This is a genomic window from Odoribacter sp. AF15-53 (genome assembly GCF_003479425.1).
In the GTDB taxonomy this organism is placed as follows: Bacteria; Bacteroidota; Bacteroidia; order Bacteroidales; family Marinifilaceae; genus Butyricimonas.
On sequence record NZ_QUHC01000002.1, the window covers coordinates 716,038 to 736,747 of the forward strand.

The 20,710-nt window shown below is 43.6% G+C and carries 13 protein-coding genes; 2 read left to right on the plus strand and 11 right to left on the minus strand.

The genetic code is table 11. The features are described 5' to 3' along the window. Positions 1–27: 27 nt before the first annotated feature. From DWW52_RS07420 to DWW52_RS07445, 6 genes are all read right to left on the minus strand, one after another. A complete protein-coding gene (locus tag DWW52_RS07420; RefSeq protein ID WP_118714820.1) occupies positions 28–1,674 on the minus strand; it encodes a PKD-like family lipoprotein in 1,647 nt (548 codons plus the stop codon). A gap of 2 nt (positions 1,675–1,676) precedes the next feature. Further along, positions 1,677–2,606: a DUF4843 domain-containing protein gene (locus tag DWW52_RS07425; protein WP_118714821.1), complete on the minus strand. Its 930-nt coding sequence runs from the start codon at positions 2,604–2,606 to the stop codon at positions 1,677–1,679. An 11-nt stretch (positions 2,607–2,617) separates the two neighbouring features. Beyond that, a complete protein-coding gene (locus DWW52_RS07430; protein WP_118714822.1) occupies positions 2,618–4,201 on the minus strand; it encodes a RagB/SusD family nutrient uptake outer membrane protein in 1,584 nt (527 codons plus the stop codon). A gap of 13 nt (positions 4,202–4,214) precedes the next feature. Next, positions 4,215–7,571: a SusC/RagA family TonB-linked outer membrane protein gene (locus DWW52_RS07435; RefSeq protein ID WP_118714823.1), complete on the minus strand. Its 3,357-nt coding sequence runs from the start codon at positions 7,569–7,571 to the stop codon at positions 4,215–4,217. A 76-nt stretch (positions 7,572–7,647) separates the two neighbouring features. Further along, the gene (locus DWW52_RS07440) at positions 7,648–8,826 is read right to left on the minus strand and encodes a FecR family protein (protein ID WP_118714824.1); all 1,179 of its coding nucleotides are present in this window, start codon (positions 8,824–8,826) and stop codon (positions 7,648–7,650) included. A gap of 134 nt (positions 8,827–8,960) precedes the next feature. After that, positions 8,961–9,494 carry an RNA polymerase sigma factor gene (locus tag DWW52_RS07445; protein WP_118714825.1) on the minus strand — a complete coding sequence of 178 codons (534 nt, stop codon included), beginning with the start codon at positions 9,492–9,494 and terminating at the stop codon, positions 8,961–8,963. Between the two features lie 422 nt (positions 9,495–9,916). Between DWW52_RS07445 and metK the strand changes: the two genes are divergently transcribed. Next, positions 9,917–11,203 (plus strand): methionine adenosyltransferase, encoded by a 1,287-nt coding sequence (gene metK / locus DWW52_RS07450; RefSeq protein WP_118714826.1) that lies wholly within the window; start codon positions 9,917–9,919, stop codon positions 11,201–11,203. A gap of 151 nt (positions 11,204–11,354) precedes the next feature. Here the strand turns inward: metK and DWW52_RS07455 are convergent, their stop codons facing one another. Both DWW52_RS07455 and DWW52_RS07460 read right to left on the minus strand, forming a co-directional pair. After that, positions 11,355–12,263: a PD-(D/E)XK nuclease family transposase gene (locus DWW52_RS07455; RefSeq protein WP_118714827.1), complete on the minus strand. Its 909-nt coding sequence runs from the start codon at positions 12,261–12,263 to the stop codon at positions 11,355–11,357. A 614-nt stretch (positions 12,264–12,877) separates the two neighbouring features. Next, positions 12,878–13,567, minus strand: coding sequence for a zinc metallopeptidase (locus tag DWW52_RS07460; protein WP_118714828.1), 690 nt, complete (start codon positions 13,565–13,567; stop codon positions 12,878–12,880). 217 nt (positions 13,568–13,784) lie between these two features. On the opposite strand from DWW52_RS07460, the gene DWW52_RS07465 reads away from it, so the two are divergent. Next, positions 13,785–15,944: a translation factor GTPase family protein gene (locus tag DWW52_RS07465; RefSeq protein ID WP_118714829.1), complete on the plus strand. Its 2,160-nt coding sequence runs from the start codon at positions 13,785–13,787 to the stop codon at positions 15,942–15,944. Positions 15,945–16,205: 261 nt separating this feature from the next. Here DWW52_RS07465 and DWW52_RS07470 read toward each other — a convergent pair whose 3' ends face one another. From DWW52_RS07470 to DWW52_RS07480, 3 genes are all read right to left on the minus strand, one after another. After that, complete coding sequence (locus DWW52_RS07470; protein ID WP_118714830.1) at positions 16,206–18,125, minus strand: M64 family metallopeptidase; 1,920 nt, start codon at positions 18,123–18,125, stop codon at positions 16,206–16,208. 92 nt (positions 18,126–18,217) lie between these two features. Next, complete coding sequence (locus DWW52_RS07475) at positions 18,218–19,156, minus strand: hypothetical protein (RefSeq protein WP_118714831.1); 939 nt, start codon at positions 19,154–19,156, stop codon at positions 18,218–18,220. 51 nt (positions 19,157–19,207) lie between these two features. After that, the gene (locus DWW52_RS07480; RefSeq protein WP_158582515.1) at positions 19,208–20,701 is read right to left on the minus strand and encodes a RagB/SusD family nutrient uptake outer membrane protein; all 1,494 of its coding nucleotides are present in this window, start codon (positions 20,699–20,701) and stop codon (positions 19,208–19,210) included. Positions 20,702–20,710 lie beyond the last annotated feature (9 nt).

Below are 20,710 nucleotides of genomic sequence, written 5' to 3' on the forward strand. Positions count from 1 at the left end.
CCCTCAACCATTCATAAATTATCCACTCTACTCCTTATCCGGTTCTTCCTCAGCAGGATCTTCTCCGTATTTCCATTCAATATCCACCATCTTCATCGTAAGCGGCCAACAATCCTCCTCATCATAATTAAATTCAGGCATTTGCGTTCCACCAAGCTGCATAAGCTTCAATTCTCCCTTCTGACTTCCCTCATCGTACGTACTCACCCAAAAACTAGCAATACTAAGAACAGCATCCGCACTTATGCGAGAAATATCACTTTCCAACTCCATAGAATTTATTGTCTTGTAAGTATAGTTATAAGCATATAACGTCGAACCCACAGAATACAAAAGAACATTAGAATTTGACATAAAAGTATAACACGTCGCTTTATCGAAATCAACAGCCACCGTCTTATCTACCGTGTACCCACTTATCTTCGTCGGATCAGAAAGTGCTGTACCAATCCAACCTTTCGCACCCGGCCGGAAGGTATAAACGTAATAATTGATATCCTCTCCCTCCGTATCTTTCATTAACGCCACACAATTACACGCGTTATCAGACGAAGAATTTCTCAGATTTTCGCCATACACGATAGTCCTTTTATATTGATTCCAAGGGAACGGATCTCCCGGACGATCTGCTAATTTTGAACAATAAGTCGCATTCGTACCATAAACAGCCCCAGGTTTTACGAAACAATTGTCATCCATATCATAAAATAGAGGATACACGTTACCGGTAGGCCTTGTCCCCCCAAGCACGAATGCCATATGATACGGTTTAAAAAATTCCTTGCTGGTGGCACTATAACGATTCATTGGGTTTACATAAACTTCACTACCATCATACCCCAATGTCGTCATATAAATTGCACTATCGGTCACGACACCCCGACTTTGATAATTCCGCATGGTATTTGCAGTTCCGTACCCACAATTAGATTGCCGCGGGAACATATTGCGAAGCCTCGGTGTTATCTTGGAAACCTCCATCTCCTCAACCGTCACCATATTGTGGAACTCGCCGACAGGCAAAAAATTGTTCCCCCACGTCAACTTCACATCCTTTTCATCCGTCATCAACCAGAGATGTGCCTTAGCTTGTTGCCCACTCCTGTTTCCCGTGAAAACCAAACTGCGGCCCCCTTTCAGTTGCAAATCCGAATTATCAAATATATCCTTGATTAACACAAGAGATCCATCCGGTTTCATCACCAACATATCCATCTGAACCATCCCATAGGGAGTCTCTCCCAACAGCATCCACCCCTGAGTCAATTCACTGAAAACAGTCACGCTCGTACTATTAAGCCACTCCAAGCCGGTACCCTTATCGATCACCTGAAAATAGAGCGTATAGTTACCCGGTTTTAAAGATACCGGCCACGACAAATTCTTCGTCGTCCCTACCACCGTGTGTTCATGCACCTGTCCGGAACAAAAAAACCACTTGTACTCGTAATTATCCTCGTTCTCACCATACACATCTCCAACCACGGTCGGATGAATCATTAACGTATCCACACCTTTCTCCAAAGTTTGATTGGTCTCGTCACTGGCAAAAGTAATCGTCACCCCGTTCTGAGGAGTATAATCATAATTTCCCTTGTCCTCCACCTCACAAGCTTGCAACATGAACAAGGATAACAGTAAAAATAATCCGTATTTCATTTTCTCTCCTCCCATATTTATTCATTTTCTTGAGGTTTATAATATTGTTTCACCAACTCTTCCGGACGAGTCTCTTCATTCCACCAAGTAATTCCGGGAACCCACATCATGGTACCTCTCTCCTCCAGCATCCACTCTTGCCAACCATCCGCATCTCCTCTTTGAAGCCTGTAATACCCCAAATTGAATCTACGGTTTAAATCCGTCACGGCAGTCATCCTGATTTTAGTTCCGCGCCCTCCTTGAGTAATCGCCGACAATTGTTCGAAATGAGCTTTGGTATATCCGGTTATATCCATCAAATATTGATACTTTTCTGGAGAAAAAGTTCCAAAAAAACTGGAATATTCGTTCGCACCCCAACCGGCCGGTCTCTGCAAAATATTATTGAAAAACACATGATGTTCGGCCGGATCACCATTCGTCTTAAATTGCGTTTTCGTGTCATTCCACCGTCCGGGAATTTTCCCCACCTCGGAAAAAGGCAAAGTGAAATGTTCGCCCGGATCAATACGGAACAGAATCCGTGCCGTGTCCTTGGTCAACCGAGGCGATCTAAACACCTTCAAAGTCACATACGTGTGATTTTCTCCTGCCTTGATCACCTGCTCTTCCGCAAACTCCGCATACTCCTCTTCCGGAATGGCATTCGTGCTATCCTGCACGATCATCACCCGGAATGGGCGGTCATAATCTTTGATAGAGCCGGCAATTCCCACCTTCATCGTGATATCGGCCTCCTCGCTCTCCAGCGTACCGAAAGAAACGTACGTGTAATTCTGCCGGGCATAAAGACTCTCGTTCCCGTGAACCGCACCGTACTGCACATCAAAGTAAATACCATCCACCCCCTCGTACTCCATCACCTCTTTTTTCTCGCAACCAACAAATAAGAGACCTCCTATAACGCATAGGAACATCATTATATTACAATTATACATCTTCATAACAACCTGTTTTAATCGTTCGTCGAACCTCGTTTATTAATCTCCACATCCGGTAACGGCCATCTATAATTATCGGTCAACATCTCGTAACGACCACGGATATTAGATCCATCAAGAAACGTTTCCAGATTCAAACGCTTGTAATAGAAAAACAACTGGCCTTCACCGATCACCTCCCGGGCAAACTCGTTCGTCACCAATTCCCTTATCTCATCCATAGAAGTTGCAGCAATAGACATGTGACAATTCCGATGCTCGCGAATAGAGACCAGATATGTCAACGCCTCTTCGGGAGTAGCCGCACATTCTGCCGCAATCAGGTAAGCCTCGCTCAACCGAATCAAAGGAACCATGTACAGGTAAGTTTCCGTTCCATCCAATTCCGCATCACGAGAAGCATCCGCGTACTTCAAAAAATACAAGGAACTACTCTCATCCACTTTCTCACTATCGTCGTCATCATCATTGTCATCATCGTCATCATCCGTAACACTCCCGGACGAGGTATACACGGCCCAGCCCAAAGTTGAACGCCAATCATTATCCGGGTCATCATAAAAAACGGGAATTTGAGAATTGGAAGGATTGCTCCCCACGAAAGTCAAGCGAGAAGTAAGCTGTAAAGCCGACGCGAAATAACGCGAATTCGACGTCGAACGCTTCGAATTATAAATCGCAAAAAAGACCTCGGAAGAAAACAACAGATCGTTTTTACCGTCAGCCTCCACCTGAGCCTGCGTCGTCCACGGGAAAATCATATTCTCCTCATCCACCTTGTTCTTGTCGATCACCTCCTCTTTAACAATACGGTAAGCCGTACTCTTATCCCCTTTCCACAAATAAGCCCGTGCCAAAAGAGTCTGCACCGCAAAATAATTCAAACGTAACTGACGATAAGTAAAATCCGCACGCTCCAACCCATCATCAGAAGTCACCGCATTACCGACCCCGGTGGTAAAAATAGGATCATTATCCTTCAACAATCTACTGGCCTCCTCCAAATCTTTGATCACTTTCCCAAGCACATCTTCGGCAGAACGCAATGGAGTAATATCGCGTTTGGCCTCATCCTGATAAGGAATCGTAATCATCGACTTCGTACTCTCACTATAAGACGGCCCGTAAAGACGTAACAAATCAAAATGAAGCATCGCACGTAACGCCAGAGCCTCCCCCTTCACTAACGGATAATAATTTTCACGCAACGCACTATTCTCTTCGTCACAATGTACTAGCAACCCGTTGATATTCGCAATCAAAGAATATATCTTCGTCCATATCGAGTTAGACCTGTTTTTAAAGGCTTCATCATCGTACAGGTAATTCGCAAACACTTTGTAATTATGATTACCGTTCACCATGTTATAATATTGAGCCTGCACGTCAATAATCCCCATGCTCAAATCCTCACCATACACATCAACCATTCCCATGTACACCCCGTTCAGGGCTGTCATAAAACCGTTGTTCGTAGAAAAGAGCGTGTTCTCCATGATCTTATCGCTCATCTTCACGTCCAGCCAGTCGGAGCAAGAAACCGGCAAAGCCAAAGTCCCCGCCACCGCCAGTAATTTAAATATATTCTTTATTTTCATAATCTCAAGTTAATTAAAAATTAAGCCCTATCGAGAATGACACCGAACGCTCGAACGGATAACTGGTTCCGCGCTCCTCCTTGATCGAAGAAATCCGGAAAATATCATTCATATAAGCCGTGAAATTAAACGCCGAAGCCCCGATATATTTCAACCATTCGGCAGTTGACGTACGATAACCGATATTGATCGAATTACAAGAGAAAGTATTCTCCTTCTCGATAAAACGGCTACTCATTTTCGTCGAGTTGGTATCGTCGATACGCTTGAAACGAGCGATATCACCCGGTTTCTGCCAACGACTATACAAAGCCCGCTTATCCTGGTTATATTTCAACTGATCCGAACTAATATTCTCCACTTTATTAAACAACGTTGACAATTGTGTCAAACCACCAACCCGGTAAGAGAACGAAGCCCCGAAAGAAAATCCTTTATACACCAGCGAAGTCTGCACGGCCCCCTGAACCTTCGGATTACTATCACCGATCAACACCTCATCCTCCTGCTTCCATTCATACGTGTATGAACCGTCCTTCTTGATAAAAATCTCGTTACCGGTAGCCGGGTCAATTCCCGCGGAACGCACGGCATAAACACCTGTCGTACTGGCATTATCATAATAACGCAACAAAGAAACGCTAGCCTGCCCCCGTTCGTTATACTCCTGCAACAAATTACCAATCTTCTTATACTTCGTCGTATTATGATTCAAATTACCGCTAAAATACCAGTTAAACTCCCGTTGCTTAATCAAATAATAAGTCATACGCACGGAAACGGAACGGTTATCGGTTGCCCCCACGTTCATCGGGGCAGTCGAAGCTCCGGTAGAAGTCGGCATATCAATACGCACCAACATCGGATCGGTATCACGCATCTGGTAATCGACATTCACATTCAAACGGCTCTTGAAAAATTGAACATCCAGCCCGAAATTATGCGTCACCGTGCGTTGCCATTTCAAATTATTATTACCCCACGTCTCCACCGCGGCGGCCAACCCGAAAGGATTCGAATAAGAAGTATTATACATGTAAATACTGGACGACAACTTAGCATCGTAATTCTGGTTACCGGGATTACCCAACGAATAACGCAACTTCAAATAATTGATCACCCTGCTATCCGTCAGGAAATTTTCATTATGCACATTCCATCCTACCCCCACGGCCCAAGTCGTCGTGAACGGATCGTTAATACCGAATTGCGACGCACCATTAGTCGTCAAGTTAAAATCAAGCAAATAACGCATATTATAAGCGTAATTCAAATTGCAATAATAACTGACGCTCCGGTTCTTGCTATCCGAAGCACTAGGCTTTCCGGTTGCATAACTGGAAGAAAAATTCGGACTGGAAAACTGATCGGTAGTATACCCCTCAGCCCCGAACCCGTAAGACTCCTGATTCTTATCGGCAAACTGCATACCGACCACCCCGTTCAACGTGTGGTCTCCAAAAGAACGACCGTATGTTAAATTCACACGTCCCGTGACCGAACTATTTGAAGTGGAATTTTTCATATAAGTCCCCTTCTTATCGGCATCCGTCTTGGCAAAAAAAGTCTCGTTCGGAGAACGGAAACGCTCGGATTCCGACTTCGACATCTGGTATTGAAGATTAGCACGAACACGGAAATAAGTCAACAAACGGTACTCGATCTGGAAATTATTCGTTATACTCCACGTATCCGTCTCGTTCGTACTTTTTTGCTGGTAATCCCACAACGGATTCCAAATATAATTATAATTATTGGCTCCGGCTAGCCTCTCCCGGTACACGTACTTGGGCACTTCCCCGTCAACCGTACGTTTGGAATAAAACGGATTCATTTGAGAATACGATGAAAAATCCACCGGATTATTAACAGCCTTGGTTTTCCCGATCATCGTCTGATTCGAGAACGACAAATCTTTCACCCGGTAAGACAAACGGATATTTCCATTCAAAACATCACGACTCGACTTCTTCATCACCCCCTGCGTGTTATTGTAAGAAATCCCCACCCCGTAAAGAAACGTCCGGTCTCCACCATCAATAAAAACATTATGTCCCTGAGTAAAAGCGTTACGCAACGGCTCGTTCATCCAATACGTGTCATACCCTTCCTGTACCAACTTCAAACGGGCGTAATAACGTGCCCGTTGAGACTCGTTGATAATTTCACCGTTCTCATCCAAATTGACTCCGGAAGCATCCTTATACGCCCCGGCCAACTTCTCGTACTCCAGCTTTTCGGCTGCATTCATCAAATTGAAATCACTCAAATCCGCCCATCCCACGGTAAAATTACCCGTGTAAGAAAAACGCAACTGCCCCTGTTTCGGCTTCAAAGTCTCCACCACAACCACACCATTAGCTGCCTTTGACCCGTAAATCGCCGTGGCGGAAGCATCCTTCAAGATAGAAATACTCTCCACGCGGTCCATATTCAAATCCTGAATCGCCTCCAACGTCGTCTCGAAACCATCCAGGATAAACAACGGCTGATTCGGATCCGTGCTATATTCCTGCGACAAATCCGTCACGTTAATTTTACCGTTTATACTGATATCCAGCATCGCATTCGGGTTAGACCCCTGCGCCCTGTTCTCCGTGATAATAAACGACGGGTCCAAAACACTCAAACTCCGAAGTACACTTTGCGGACTAATCTGCTTCAAATCTTCCGCTTTAAACGTTGACACGGAACCGGTAAAAGTCTCGATATTACGAGTATATATACCCGTGATAACCGTTTCTTCCAACTCCGTCACATCTTCCTCCAATTTCACGTCAATCACACTCTTTTCACCAACCACAACTCGCTTATTTTTCATTCCCATGAATGAATACAATAGCGTGAGATTTTTGGAATCATGACACTCGATCGTGTACGCCCCGTCCACACGTGTCGTCGTCCCCAACTTTGTCCCCTCGATCATAACCGTCACTCCCGGCAACGGCTGCCCAGTTTCATCAAATACGCGTCCCGACACTTTTCGTGATTTCACTTGTTGCTGTTGTTCACGACTCTTCTCCTCCCTTTTTAACACAATAGTTTTATCCTCCACCGTCCATATCAAATTGGTCCCCGCCAAACACTTCGTCAACACAACACTCAATCTCTCGTTCGTAAACCGAAAGGTCAAATTCTTCACCGCTGCCACCTGCTCGTCCTGGTACAAAAAAGTATATCCCGTCGACTTCTCCAATATGGAAATAACCTCCGTTAATTTTGCATTCTGCACCTCAAAAGAGATTTTTTCCTCTTGAGCGTACGTTCTTGTCAAGAACGATGATGACAAGAAGATGACAAATATCACCTTTTGACATATCGCCCACAAGCCGCTTCTGCTAAAAAGCGCTCCGTGTTCTATTTTTATCATTTTTTTAAATTTAAATTAAACAAACGAACGGTCTTCTCCCCGCTTCACGAGACAGTCTTGGGCCCGATGACTGTTTTCATTTTTCGGTTATATAAATCGTCCTACCTTCTATATTAAAAATCAATCCGCCAGTTTTTTCCAGCATCCGCACGATCTGTTCAAAATCATCATAACGCCGCATATTTCCCGTGAATGAAATCTTTTTCGCCTTCTCGCTTCTAAACACGACCTCCACGTCGTACCACCGGGAAACCACCTGCATCACCCGCTCAAGGGGCTGCTGCCGAAACACCAATTGTCCTTTTTGCCAGGCAACATGGGGAAACACATCCACCTCCACCTTGGTCAAATGCCCATCCTTATCCAGAACCCCCTGCTCGTTCGGGACCAATATCACGCTTTGACTTTCCGACGACAAACGCACCATACCCTCTACCAACGTTGTCACCACCCGCTCTTCCGCGGCATAACCGCACACGTTAAAAGTGGTTCCCAAAACTTCAATCCTGGCATTCTCCACCTCTACCACAAACGGATGTTCCGGATCTTCCGTCACCTCGAAAAAACCCTCTCCCCGTAAAAACACTTTTCGCTCCTCAGAATCAAACCGCACGGGATAACGTAATTCCGATTCCGAATTCAAACAAACCAACGTGCCATCCCCCAACACCACAGAATATTCCCCACCTCGTGGCACCCGCAATATATTGTATTGTAACTCTACCGGCTGTCCCTCCTTCCCACACGGCCTCTCACCGACATAACTCACGCGGTCCTCCGTCGAATGAACTTCCATACCCTCATGCATCCAAACCGAATCCAACTGTCCCTTACCCAATATCATACGCTCGCCACCGGATAAAATCAACTCAGCCTTCGAACCAGACACGATGATTTCTGAATCCTTCTCCATCACATTATCAAAATTCGACAACAAATTCGTCTCGGAATAAAACCATCCCCCAAAAAACAAGAGTATTGAAGCGGCCGCCACGGACACATTACGCCACCTTCGCACCTGCAAACGCCTCCTGCAACGTTTTTTTACCTGCATATAGGCATCATCGGAATTCGCACGTTCCCGCTGTTCTGTCTTCATTTTCACAAACTCAAAAGACATCACCTTCGCGTATAACGCCTCATTCTCTTCACACGCTTCCCTCCAAGCCCGAACCTTCTCTTCCTCTTCTACCGTTAATTCCTGTTGCAGTGCTTTCACCAGCAACACCACCACTTTTGAATAATTTTCAAACATGCCGTATTACTAAATTTTACTTATACGACACATCAAAAATAAAAATAGGTATTAAAAATATTAATTATTTTTCATTTTAACATTTCACCCTCCCACCTAGCGCCAACAAATAACTCATTATCAATATCATAATATCAAATCAAGGGAAATAAAAAAAGATACAATTTTCCTAACTTTTCTTTCAACACCTGCTTGGCAACCTGCTTTCGCTTCTTCACCGTTTCCTCGCCGACATTCAACTTTTCGGCAATCTCCTTCACCCGGTATCCCTCCAACGTTAAAGTAATCACCTGTTTATACATCAAAGGTAGCGTATCCACAACTTGATTCACCAATCGAAAAATCTCTTCCTCGATATATTGGTTAATTTCCATGATATCCACCTTTTCCTCCCTGTACGAACGCATCATCTCCACCCTCAATTTCTCTCCTCGTAAATAATTAAAACACCGGAAACGCACCATTTGATAAACATAAGCCGAAAAATTTTCCACCTTCTCCCATTGCTCCCGCAATTCCCACATCTTCACAAATACATCTTGCACCAGATCCTCCGCGATAGCTTCATTCTCCACGTAATAGCGTGCAAAAGAAAGTAAAGATGGATAATAATCCATAAACAAATCATGAAATAAATCTTCCTCACGTATCTTTTGCTTACTTTTCATAGGACCTTAAGTTATCTCACATTTACAACACAAATATAAATCCTTTTTCATATTTAACCCAAATTCAAATAAAAAAACATACATTTGAAATACTTTCTCTATTCAATTACCCACATCTTTTACAGATAAAAATCTACCACACTACATTTAAAATTAAATGTATAATAAATCTAAGGACCCCATTTCACCCTTGTCTATTCAAATAAAATACTTACCTTTGCCCCCGAAAAAAGTGGAAAGATTTGGCTGATTGCAACCACGGAAAAAAAGCGCTAAAATGCATATTTAATTCTGAATTCAACCATCCATGTACTTTCCTATAGTTTAATTTACGATTTATGATTCTCGATTTACGATTTCCCGGGATAAACATCCGAAATCTTTAAATCTAAAATCTAAAATCCTTAAATCTAAAATGAATTATGGGATATTTATTTACATCTGAATCTGTATCGGAAGGTCACCCGGACAAAGTGGCAGACCAGATTTCCGATGCCGTACTTGACAAAATCATCGCCTTTGACCCGGAAGCCAAGGTAGCTTGCGAAACTCTAGTGACCACCGGACAAACTGTTATTGCCGGAGAAATCAAAACAAAAACTTACGTCGATGTACAACAAATCGCCCGAGAAGTAATTAACCAGATCGGTTACACGAAAAGCGAGTACATGTTCGACGGGAACAGTTGCGGCGTGTTGAGTGCCATCCACGAACAATCACCCGACATCAACCGCGGTGTCGTTCGAGAAGACCCCATGGAACAAGGAGCCGGGGATCAAGGAATGATGTTCGGTTACGCCTGTAACGAAACGGATAATTACATGCCGCTATCTCTTGAACTATCGCATCTATTGCTATTCGAACTGGCACAAATCCGCAAAGAGGGACAGGAAATGACCTACCTGCGTCCGGATTCCAAATCACAGGTAACAATCGAATACGGGAATGACAACAAACCCGCCCGGATACACACGATCGTGATCTCCACTCAACATGACGAGTTTGTAAAAGCCACGGCACCCACACCGGAAGCACAACTGGAAGCCGACGCCCAGATGGTGGATCAAATCCGCTGGGACATTATCAACATTTTACTCCCCAGAGTGAAACGCCAACTCCCCGCACGAGTACAAGCATTATTTGACGAAGACCTCATCCTTCATGTGAATCCTACCGGGAAATTCGTGATCGGTGGCCCTCATGGAGACACGGGACTCACCGGAAGAAAGATTATCGTTGACACATACGGGGGCAAAGGAGCTCACGGGGGAGGAGCTTTCTCCGGGAAAGACCCGTCAAAAGTGGATCGTTCCGCGGCTTACGCGGCTCGTCATATCGCCAAAAACATGGTAGCGGCAGGGATCGCCGACGAAATATTGATCCAAATCTCCTACGCCATCGGTATTGCCAAACCCGTGGGTGTCTTCGTCAACACGTACGGAACCGCCAAGGTAAACCTGAGCGATGCCGTTATTGCCGAAAAGATTTCATCCATTTTTGACCTGCGTCCGAAAGCTATCGAAGATCGCTTGAAACTCCGTCACCCGATCTATCAGGAAACAGCCAGCTACGGCCACATGGGACGTACCCCCAGAACCGTGAAAAAGGTATTTACCTCAAACTATTGGCCAACCCTCGAAACGGAAGTAGAACTCTTCACTTGGGAAAAACTCGACTACATCGAAAAAATCAAGGAAGCTTTCAAGTAAAAGGATAACATTAAAATAAAGAAGCTGTTGAAAAAAATCAACAGCTTCTTTTAACTTCGCCACGTTTGACATTTTCGACAAATCAGGCTTTATTCTTGTTCAACAATATCTTCTAAAACCTCACTTAACTCCTGTTAGCCAATGCCTAAAATTATAATGCTTCTATTTCAGCCGGAGATATTCCCGTATATTTAGCTATTACATCTATCGACATGCCATCTATTTTCATCGTCCTAGCGATCTCCAATTTTCCTTCTATCTTTCCTTCTATCTTTCCTTCTATCTTCCCTTCTATCTTTCCCTCCATTCTTCCCTCCACTAATCCTTCAAACTTGGCAGAATCAAGCACGTCATTCTGGATCATGATCGCATCAACGTGACGATCATAAGCTTCACGTTCCGCCTTATCCATATTATAATAAACCAACTTTTGACGAGCTTCAGCTAACCCGGGCGCCTTCGTGTCAGGACGAATATGACCATTTTTCAAATAATCAATCCATTCCTCAAGCGGGGTCACCGCTACTTTGTCAAATTCATTTACCCGAATCAAAAAATATTCGGGAAAGATCTCCGACGGCAACCTCCGCACAAGGGCATTCTTTTCCTTCGTTGTCACTTGAAGAAGATCACCCGTGTGAACACCCACAAAGGAATTCTGACCATGATACAAGTAATCATCACCTTTACCAATATCAAAGTAAAGGATACTGATAGAATACACTTTTTTAACCTCCGAGTACACGTGTCCCAGTTCAATATGTTCAGTTATCGCTTTCGCCACACCATAGAGAATACGTTCGAGGAAATAAAGCTCACGAGTAATCTGTACTTCAACAATAATAATCTCTCCCTCGCTATTTCGAGCCTTGATATCCACCCGGTTAAACTTATCCTCCTCACATTGTTGATTTCCTTCGCTCTCAAGGATATCAAGAATATGGATTTCCTTACCGAGTAGCACGGTCAGAAGCCCTTCAAGTACCCCGAAGTTCACTTTATTCCGCAACAATCGTTTGATCGCCCAATCAAAACGAATATACTTGTCATTCTGTTCCATGGATATAACTTATTTAGGATGTTCTATACAAATGTAGCGTTTTATTCCGAAATATCCAATTAATAACCCGTTCTCGTTATTTACCAACAAACTTATCATTAACACACCAGTAAAACGGCTCCTTGTATATATCACCTACCGAAATCTTTACTTCCAGACACGAGCGCCTCACCCGTGTCGTCACGTATTTCATATCCGTACGGTTTATCATACCGCATCACCTCTCCCGATAATTCTCTGTTTACAAAACGGTTACAACGGAAACTAAAAAAGAACACTACAATATGATTTAGTACTTGAATAGAGATTTAATTATTGATGACTAGTGTATCACTACCTTCATGAACCTTATAGCAACCCTATACGAACCCTATATGAACCCTATTATAATAAGGTTTATAAAGGTTATTTATTAGGTATCTAAAAGTTTTTAATAACTACTTATCAGGTAGTCATAAAGTACTCATAACGAATTCAGATAGTAACTTTACATGAACAGGATAAAACTCGATCAGGGTATCCACGAATACCCGCAAAAAAAACGTGAACCCGAGACATCATCCCGAGTTCACGCCAGTAGGGGCGCAAGCCCCTTATCATTTATTCAAACCATGTTAATCTCTTCTACCCATAAAAATCATGATATAATATAACAAGGTAGCCAAAGAAGAAAGCGCGGCAATCACGTAAGTATACGCGGCCCATTTCAACGCATCCTTGGCACTCTCCTGCGATTCGTAGGTCGTGATACCGGAGTTGCGCAACCAAGCTAATGCCCGGTGGCTGGCGTCGATCTCCACGGGCAACGTGACGATACTGAACAACGTTGTCATGGCGAAAAGGATAATCCCGATCAACAACAAGTTTGGGAACATCTCAGACAAAACAATCCCGGCCAACAAAACCCATTGCACCCAATGAGAAGCAAAACTTACCACCGGTACCAGTGCCGAGCGCAATTGCAACATACTATACGCCTGTGCATGTTGTAAAGCATGACCACATTCGTGTGCAGCAACGGCTGCGGCTGCCACATTGGCACCATAATATACTTCGTGACTCAAATTAATCGTCTTGTTCGTGGGGTTATAATGGTCGGTCAATTGTCCTTCCACGCTACCGATCTTCACACCCTGCACCCCGTTGTCCCGCAACATTTTCTCCACCACGTCACGCCCCGTCATCCCGTTGGCGGTAGGGATCTTAGAGTATTTCTTAAAACGACTTTGCAGTTGATTGCTCACCAGCCAACTTAACAAAGTAAATCCAATAAATATAATCCAAATTAAAGGTAATCCTGCCATAAAAATTTATAATTAAAATTCATTTCAAATATATACAAAAAGCACGCCACCACCCTAAAGAATAACCCATAAAAAATACTAACGCTAGCTTTACACATTTATTTTCGTCAAGAATGACGTTTACTATTGTTTTTTTATAAAATCTTCACTAATTTGTAACCCTCGAATTATTCGAAGAGTTATATACGTTTACAATATTAATCTAAATCGTATTATAATGAAAACCTATAAACCTAACGAAATTAAAAACATCGCGCTCGTGGGTAGTGCCGGTTCCGGCAAAACCACGTTAGCGGAAGCCATGATGTATGAGGGCGGGGTCATCCCGCGCAGAGGTAGCATTAGTGCAAAAAACACTTCATCCGACTACCGTCCGGTAGAACAGGAATACGGATCATCAGTATTCCCGGCTGTTTTATACACGGAGTGGAAAGAGCATAAGCTCAACTTCATTGACACCCCGGGAGCAGACGATTTTGTCGGAGGAGTTATCTCTGCGCTGAACGTTGTTGATACAGGAGTAATGGTCATTAACGCCGTCAGAGGTGTTGAAGTCGGTACCGAAATCATCAGCCGTCACGCCAAACGACTAAACAAACCGCTCATTTTCGTTATTAACCAGGTGGATCACGAGAAAGCAAATTTCGATCACACGGTGGAACAAGCCAAGGCAGCTTTCGGTTCCAAGGTGGTGCTCGTACAATATCCCGTGAACCCGGGGCTTGGTTTTAACCGGGTAATCGACGTCTTGAAAATGGAGATGTACCAGTGGAAACCGGAAGGTGGAAAACCGGACGTACTCCCCATTCCCAAGGAAGAAGAAGAGAAAGCCAACGAGTTGCACAACGCATTGATCGAGGCTGCGGCGGAAAATGACGAGAATTTGATGGAATTATTTTTCGACAAAGGCAGTCTCACGGAAGACGAAATGCGTGCTGGAATCCGCAAAGGACTTATCGCACGGGATATGTTCCCCGTGTTCTGCGTTTCGGCTGAAAAAGACATGTGCGTACGCCGTTTCATGGAATTCGTGATCAACGTGGCCCCGAGTGCCGGAAGCATGCCCCCCTCCGTTACCGAAGATGGCGTGGAAGTTCCCTACGACGAGAAAGGCCCGACTTCTTTATACATGTTTAATACCACGGTGGAACCCCACCTCGGCGAAGTGATTTATTTCAAAGTAGCCTCCGGAACGGTTCACGAGGGTGACGATTTATATAACGCTACCAATGACGGGAAAGAACGTATTTCCACGTTATACGCGGTTGCCGGTAAAAACCGTACCAAGGTGACCGAAATGATGGCCGGGGATATCGGTGCTACCGTGAAATTGAAAAACACAGACAACGGTGACACGCTCAACGAAAAAGACGTGCATTATAAATTCGGCAAAATCCAGTACCCGAACCCGCGTTTCAGAACCGCGGTAAGAGCCGCCAACACGGCTGACGAGGAAAAACTGGCCGAGATTTTACAACGTATTCATCAAGAAGACCCGACGTTCAACGTGGAATATTCCAAGGAATTGAAACAGATGATCGTTTCCGGACAAGGTGAATTCCACCTGAACACCATGAAATGGCGGATCGAACACAATGATAAACTGGGTATCGAATATTACCCGCCAAGAATCCCGTACCGGGAAACGATCACTAAATACGCTTACGCGGACTATCGCCACAAGAAACAATCCGGTGGAGCCGGACAATTCGGTGAGGTACATTTGGTTATCGAGCCATACACGGAAGGCATGCCCGACCCGACCACGTACAAGATCAACGGCGTTGATAGTAAAGTCTCAGTGAAAGATAAAGAAATCGTTGATTTACCGTGGGGTGGTAAACTCGTGTTCTACAACTGTATCGTGGGTGGTGTGATCGACGCCCGCTTCATGCCTGCCATCCTGAAAGGGATCATGGAGAAAATGGAAGAAGGCCCGCTTACCGGATCATATGCCCGCGATATTCGCGTCAGCGTGTACGACGGGAAGATGCACCCGGTAGATTCAAACGAAATTTCATTCAAGCTCGCCGGAAGACACGCGTTCAGTACCGCCTTCAAACAAGCTTCCCCGAAGATTCTGGAACCGATCTACGACGTGGAAGTGCTCGTTCCGGACGAATACATGGGTGACGTGATGGGTGACCTGCAAACCCGTAGAGCTATTATCATGGGTATGGAAGCCGACTCCGGGTTCCAGAAGTTGATGGCGAAAGTACCGTTGAAAGAAATGCAACGTTACTCGACAGCGTTAAGTTCTATCACGGGTGGGCGCGCATCCTTCTCGATGAATTTCTCCGGTTACGAGAAAGTTCCATCCGAAGTTCAGGAGGAATTACTGAAAGCTTATCAAGAAGAGAAAGAAGAGGAGGATTAACATTCCCTCTATTACGGTTAGAACGATAGTTAATAGTTTCAATAAAAAGCACCATTTTTACCTTATATCCAGGTTCAAATGGTGCTTTTATACTAAACGTCACGTGCCTATCAATTATAGATTTCCTCCAAAACATGAATTCCCTTACCGATAAACAAAATATTAAAATATATTATCAGTTTATTCATATCAATGTTTCAGCTACTCTTTCGGTCAAACCACTTTTTCCCCTTGTTCATAAAAAATTATAGAATCACTGTTTTATTTCACTTTAATCATAACAGGCCGAGCCAAGGGCTTGAAATCATACGGGACTTGATCTAAAACTTTTATTCCGACGGCAGTATGATCCGTTTTCTCCACATCATTCGCAATGAATTCTTCCACGGAAGGAGTCTCCCCAGCCACTTTCATAATTCTCTCGTAGATCAAATAACGGCTTTGTGTATTAAAATACATCCTGTTATCATCCATACAACTGATCTGCTCGCTTCGCCACACTCCCTTTCGATAAAGAAAACCTCCGGTAAATATCCCCACATGAGCATAGTCCTGTCGTCCCATAAAACTTTTCCACGGAACCCGTTCCTCATCTGATGTCACGGAAAGATTCAAGTAATAACCATATTTTTGAAATGTTTGCAGGTAATCTTTTTGATCGTTCGGGAGCATATCATCATAGTAGCAGTATTCGTCAGCCAAACGTCCGAATCCATGTCCCCCGTATTCGTGACAGAGCAGGTTCACAAATCTTTCATTCCGTTTTGCCGATTTGTGTACTGGTACCATCCCGATGCTCCTGCCATCATTCCACATAACACAAGTCCCGGCGTACACGTCCGCATTAATAATAACCGCAATCGAATTATTTTTCAAATCATCACTAGTCATTCCCGGTATTTTCAATACATAAGAAAAAACTTTATCAGTATTACAAGATATATCCGTGGCCCCTCCTCCTTCCATCACGCAAGAGAAGACGGTGTTCTTTTTGACATTTTCCGTTTTATTCGTAATACCCTCTTCCCGAGAATATGCCGCAACTTTATACACGGTAAAATAATCCCGATAAGTTTTATACGGTTCGATAGAAAACAACCCTTCTATCCCCTCGTCAACATCTTGGTCAAACAATCCGCCATATCTAAAATGTTCCGCCAAATAACCATCTCCCGTAAAAACCAATTTAATCGGGTTCGGTTTACTGCTCTTCTGGTACACGAGATAATCTCCGTCCCCATACACATCCCGTTCCCCGGTAGTAAACGTCACGACTTCCGATTCTGTCGTTCCCTCGTTGTAACCATCGTCGGCCGTCACTTTAAAATAATACTTCGTATTCGCTTCTAACAATCCCGAACTACTATTCGCGATGACACTCAAATTCATTCCTGCCGGAATATGAGTCCAAGTAATTTGATCTTTTGAAAACGATACGGTATAACTAATTTCATCTTCCTCGGCATCCGTAGAGGCATTCCACCGGAACAAAGGAAGAACCGAAACTCCCGTAGCTCCTTTTTCCGGTACAAGCCCCGTCGGTGCCGTCGGAGGGGTATTCAAAGCCGGAGCCTGTTCAATCGCAAATGTTGTTAAACTTCCTGCACTCCGGATCTTTAACACATGCCTATTTTTTTCTTTACGATTCTTGTTCTCATAAACCGTAACCGTAACTTCTCCATTTCCATTCCCGCTTGAGGGTTGAATCGACTTGATCCATTCCGGAAGATTGTCAGTAACAATCGTCCAAGGTGCATTTGAAGTGATCAGGAATGTCTTGCTACTCTCCGAGTTTTCCATCTCCAGTTGATCCGGAATAATAGAGAAAGTGACAGACGGTTGAATCAAATTCACGTTTTTAACGACACCCCCGCCACGAATCGTTAAAACAGCTTCGCGAGCAGAAGCTGTCGTGTTTACAGGAGCCGACACGGATACGGTTGTACTACCGGATGCTGCCGAAGAAGGTGTCACGTTAAACGTGTAATTTCCACTTTGGCTCGTGGTCCATTGAACATTAGAGTTAACCGTAAACGCGACTGCATTATCGTCGTTCGACACGGATACATTTAATGTATCCACCTCAAGCCATGCCTCTTCATCTTTACTGCATGATATAAAAAACGATATCATCAGTACAGATAAAAATGTAATAAATACCAAACCTCTATTTTGTTTCATGCACGTCTCTTTTTGGAAAGGCCGCCCTGTAAAAGAGCTCACAAGACGGCCATCTTCATATTTTCAACACATTTTAATAAACTCGGGAACTATCACTTAAATACGGCATCTCCTATTTTTTGAAGATCAAGATCATATTCCGCTTTAAAATACGCTATCATTACATCATATTTTTTCTTTATCAATCCATTCACGTCAAAGCTAGGATGCAAATAATTATTCCGATTCGTTCCATCAGCCGAGGTCAACTGTTCGTATGAGTTTTGCATAATAATCTTCAAAAATGCCCCCCAATCATCTTTCTTGTTTCTCTTCCACGGATCCACTAATCCATATTCTTTGTATTCACTAAACAAATTGGGATAATCATAATCGGTAACCGAAGCAAATGCCTCCGGAATATCGTCACTATTTGTTTTTTCCATTATGACACCGATAAAAACGGCATTCACTTCATCGCAATACACTCTTTTTTCTTCCGGGGTCATTTCTATAACCCGCTCTCCCCCTCCGGTGACAGCAATAAAGTCACTTCCCGACCACGCCGTACACCAATTAATGTCAGGTCGTCCCTTTTTACTGTAACTCCAATATAAACTATCCAACAAAAAAACTTTTTTCGGTAAGAATTTCAGCAAAAATTCATCCGAATAAAACTTCAACCAAGTATCATTCAATAACTTCAGTTGGAAACCGACATAATCTTCATCTGCCGGGACATCAAAATACCCCGTATAATTTTGAGCATTTGTCCCCGCTGCCGTCGTGTCCTTAACGGGATCATAAGTACCCCCCAAATAGCTATTCCCTCCATAATAAAGATCATGGGGAACATATTTGTACAAAAATAAGGTATTGTATTTTTTGAACCAATCCATAATTGTGTTATCATAATCATGATTTCCCTGCGGTAGAGTCGGATCTCCATAAACATTTTCCGGTCCCGAAGGAGTCAAGGCCGATTCCCGATCACATGCCATAAATCCCCACGTGATCAAGGATAAAATCAATATTTGTTTTAATAATTTCATAATTATCATTTATTTTTAGTATTCATCATTCATATAAAATAATCTCATTATTCAAGGATTAGGAACCAATGCCGGATTCCGGGTTAAAATATAATCGGGAATTGCAAACACATACCGGGGATCTCCTTTTTCCAACACGAACACTTGCGGAACTTGATCGACATCCGAGCGAAATACATGCTCAATCCGCGGCATACCATATCGCCGCAAATCAAACCAACGATGATCTTCGAAATTCAATTCCCGCCGACGTTCGTCTCTACAAAACTGTAACAAATTTTCCCCTGTCAAATTGCTCACAGGCTGATAAGCCACATTACGCGTGTCATAACGGTGGCGACGCAACTCGTTCAAATCGTCCAATGCCAATTTCTCATCGCCCATATGTATGTAAGCCTCCGCACGATTCAAATACAACTCGGCCACACGCATTCCTTTCACGCATTGACTGGACAAGGCCGAAGAACCGCTTTTCTTCTCCCCCCAAGTGATTCCTTTATTGGGATAAATCGATTGAACCGGGGCCCAAGAGAAATAAAACAGGTAACGCAAATCCTTTCTATCCCACGTGTCATCCTGGTAATCATACAATTCTCTCAACTCCGCCGAAGCCCAGTAACTCCGATAACGCCAGAAACCACTCCAATCATATGATTCGTATTCATTATCATTACCATAGCCATACCATATCGCCTCCGGACTATTTAATCCGTACACTCCATCCGTGAAAACACCCCCATCCGCATACCGAGCAAGATTAATCAGCTCTGAATTTTTCTCGAGGGCCTTGGAAGCATACTCCTCGGCTTTTTCCCATTTTTCCATGTACAAATACATCCGGGAAAGAAGCGTGTAAACAAACATATCTGTCACCTTGTATTTAGAATTTTCCTTCCCGTATTTTTCTAACATGGGAAGCGCTTCCAAAAGATCTTCCTCAACTTGTTGATAAATTCTTGCCACCGACACCCGTGGAAGCGGATCGTCTTTTACAGTAGATGATATTAACAAAGGCAGCCCGGGAGTCTTTTCGATATCCACACCTTCAGCATTATAAGGCTGTCCATATAAATTTACGAGCATGAAATAGAACCACGCCCGCATGGCTAACGCCTGTCCCCGTACATTCAATTTGTCGTCCTCCTCTCCTTTCACTTTATCTAATTGATCTAACACGGTATTACATCCCATAATACGGCTAAAATAATGTTCATAAGTTTTCACACTACTTCCCAATCCATTGCTTTCCATAAGTTCATACATATTCTTTTGCCAAGTAAAAGGTCCTTCGTAACGTTTAATGGCCGTAATCGCAAGTTCCAAATTAGTAAAAGAACTTTCCGCATCGTCTGTCATTAATTCCAGATAATTATGGAAAGAAACACCAGCCGGATACACACCCCCCATCATCAATTCTTTCAAATCATCCACGGAACTGGGCCGCATTTCATCTTGACTACTCTCTTCCAAAAAATCTTCACACCCACACAGACCTCCTGTCATCAAAAGTGCCAATATCATTAAAACATAATATATCTTATTCATAACCATCAA

Excerpts from the sequence above, each read along its gene's own strand:
- DWW52_RS07420 (WP_118714820.1), bottom strand. The coding sequence starts at position 1,674 with ATGGGAGGAGAGAAAATGAAATACGGATTATTTTTACTGTTATCCTTG.
- DWW52_RS07425 (WP_118714821.1), bottom strand. The coding sequence starts at position 2,606 with ATGAAGATGTATAATTGTAATATAATGATGTTCCTATGCGTTATAGGA.
- DWW52_RS07430 (WP_118714822.1), bottom strand. The coding sequence starts at position 4,201 with ATGAAAATAAAGAATATATTTAAATTACTGGCGGTGGCGGGGACTTTG.
- DWW52_RS07435 (WP_118714823.1), bottom strand. The coding sequence starts at position 7,571 with ATGATAAAAATAGAACACGGAGCGCTTTTTAGCAGAAGCGGCTTGTGG.
- DWW52_RS07440 (WP_118714824.1), bottom strand. The coding sequence starts at position 8,826 with ATGTTTGAAAATTATTCAAAAGTGGTGGTGTTGCTGGTGAAAGCACTG.
- DWW52_RS07445 (WP_118714825.1), bottom strand. The coding sequence starts at position 9,494 with ATGAAAAGTAAGCAAAAGATACGTGAGGAAGATTTATTTCATGATTTG.
- metK (WP_118714826.1), top strand. The coding sequence starts at position 9,917 with ATGGGATATTTATTTACATCTGAATCTGTATCGGAAGGTCACCCGGAC.
- DWW52_RS07455 (WP_118714827.1), bottom strand. The coding sequence starts at position 12,263 with ATGGAACAGAATGACAAGTATATTCGTTTTGATTGGGCGATCAAACGA.
- DWW52_RS07460 (WP_118714828.1), bottom strand. The coding sequence starts at position 13,567 with ATGGCAGGATTACCTTTAATTTGGATTATATTTATTGGATTTACTTTG.
- DWW52_RS07465 (WP_118714829.1), top strand. The coding sequence starts at position 13,785 with ATGAAAACCTATAAACCTAACGAAATTAAAAACATCGCGCTCGTGGGT.
- DWW52_RS07470 (WP_118714830.1), bottom strand. The coding sequence starts at position 18,125 with ATGAAACAAAATAGAGGTTTGGTATTTATTACATTTTTATCTGTACTG.
- DWW52_RS07475 (WP_118714831.1), bottom strand. The coding sequence starts at position 19,156 with ATGAAATTATTAAAACAAATATTGATTTTATCCTTGATCACGTGGGGA.
- DWW52_RS07480 (WP_158582515.1), bottom strand. The coding sequence starts at position 20,701 with ATGAATAAGATATATTATGTTTTAATGATATTGGCACTTTTGATGACA.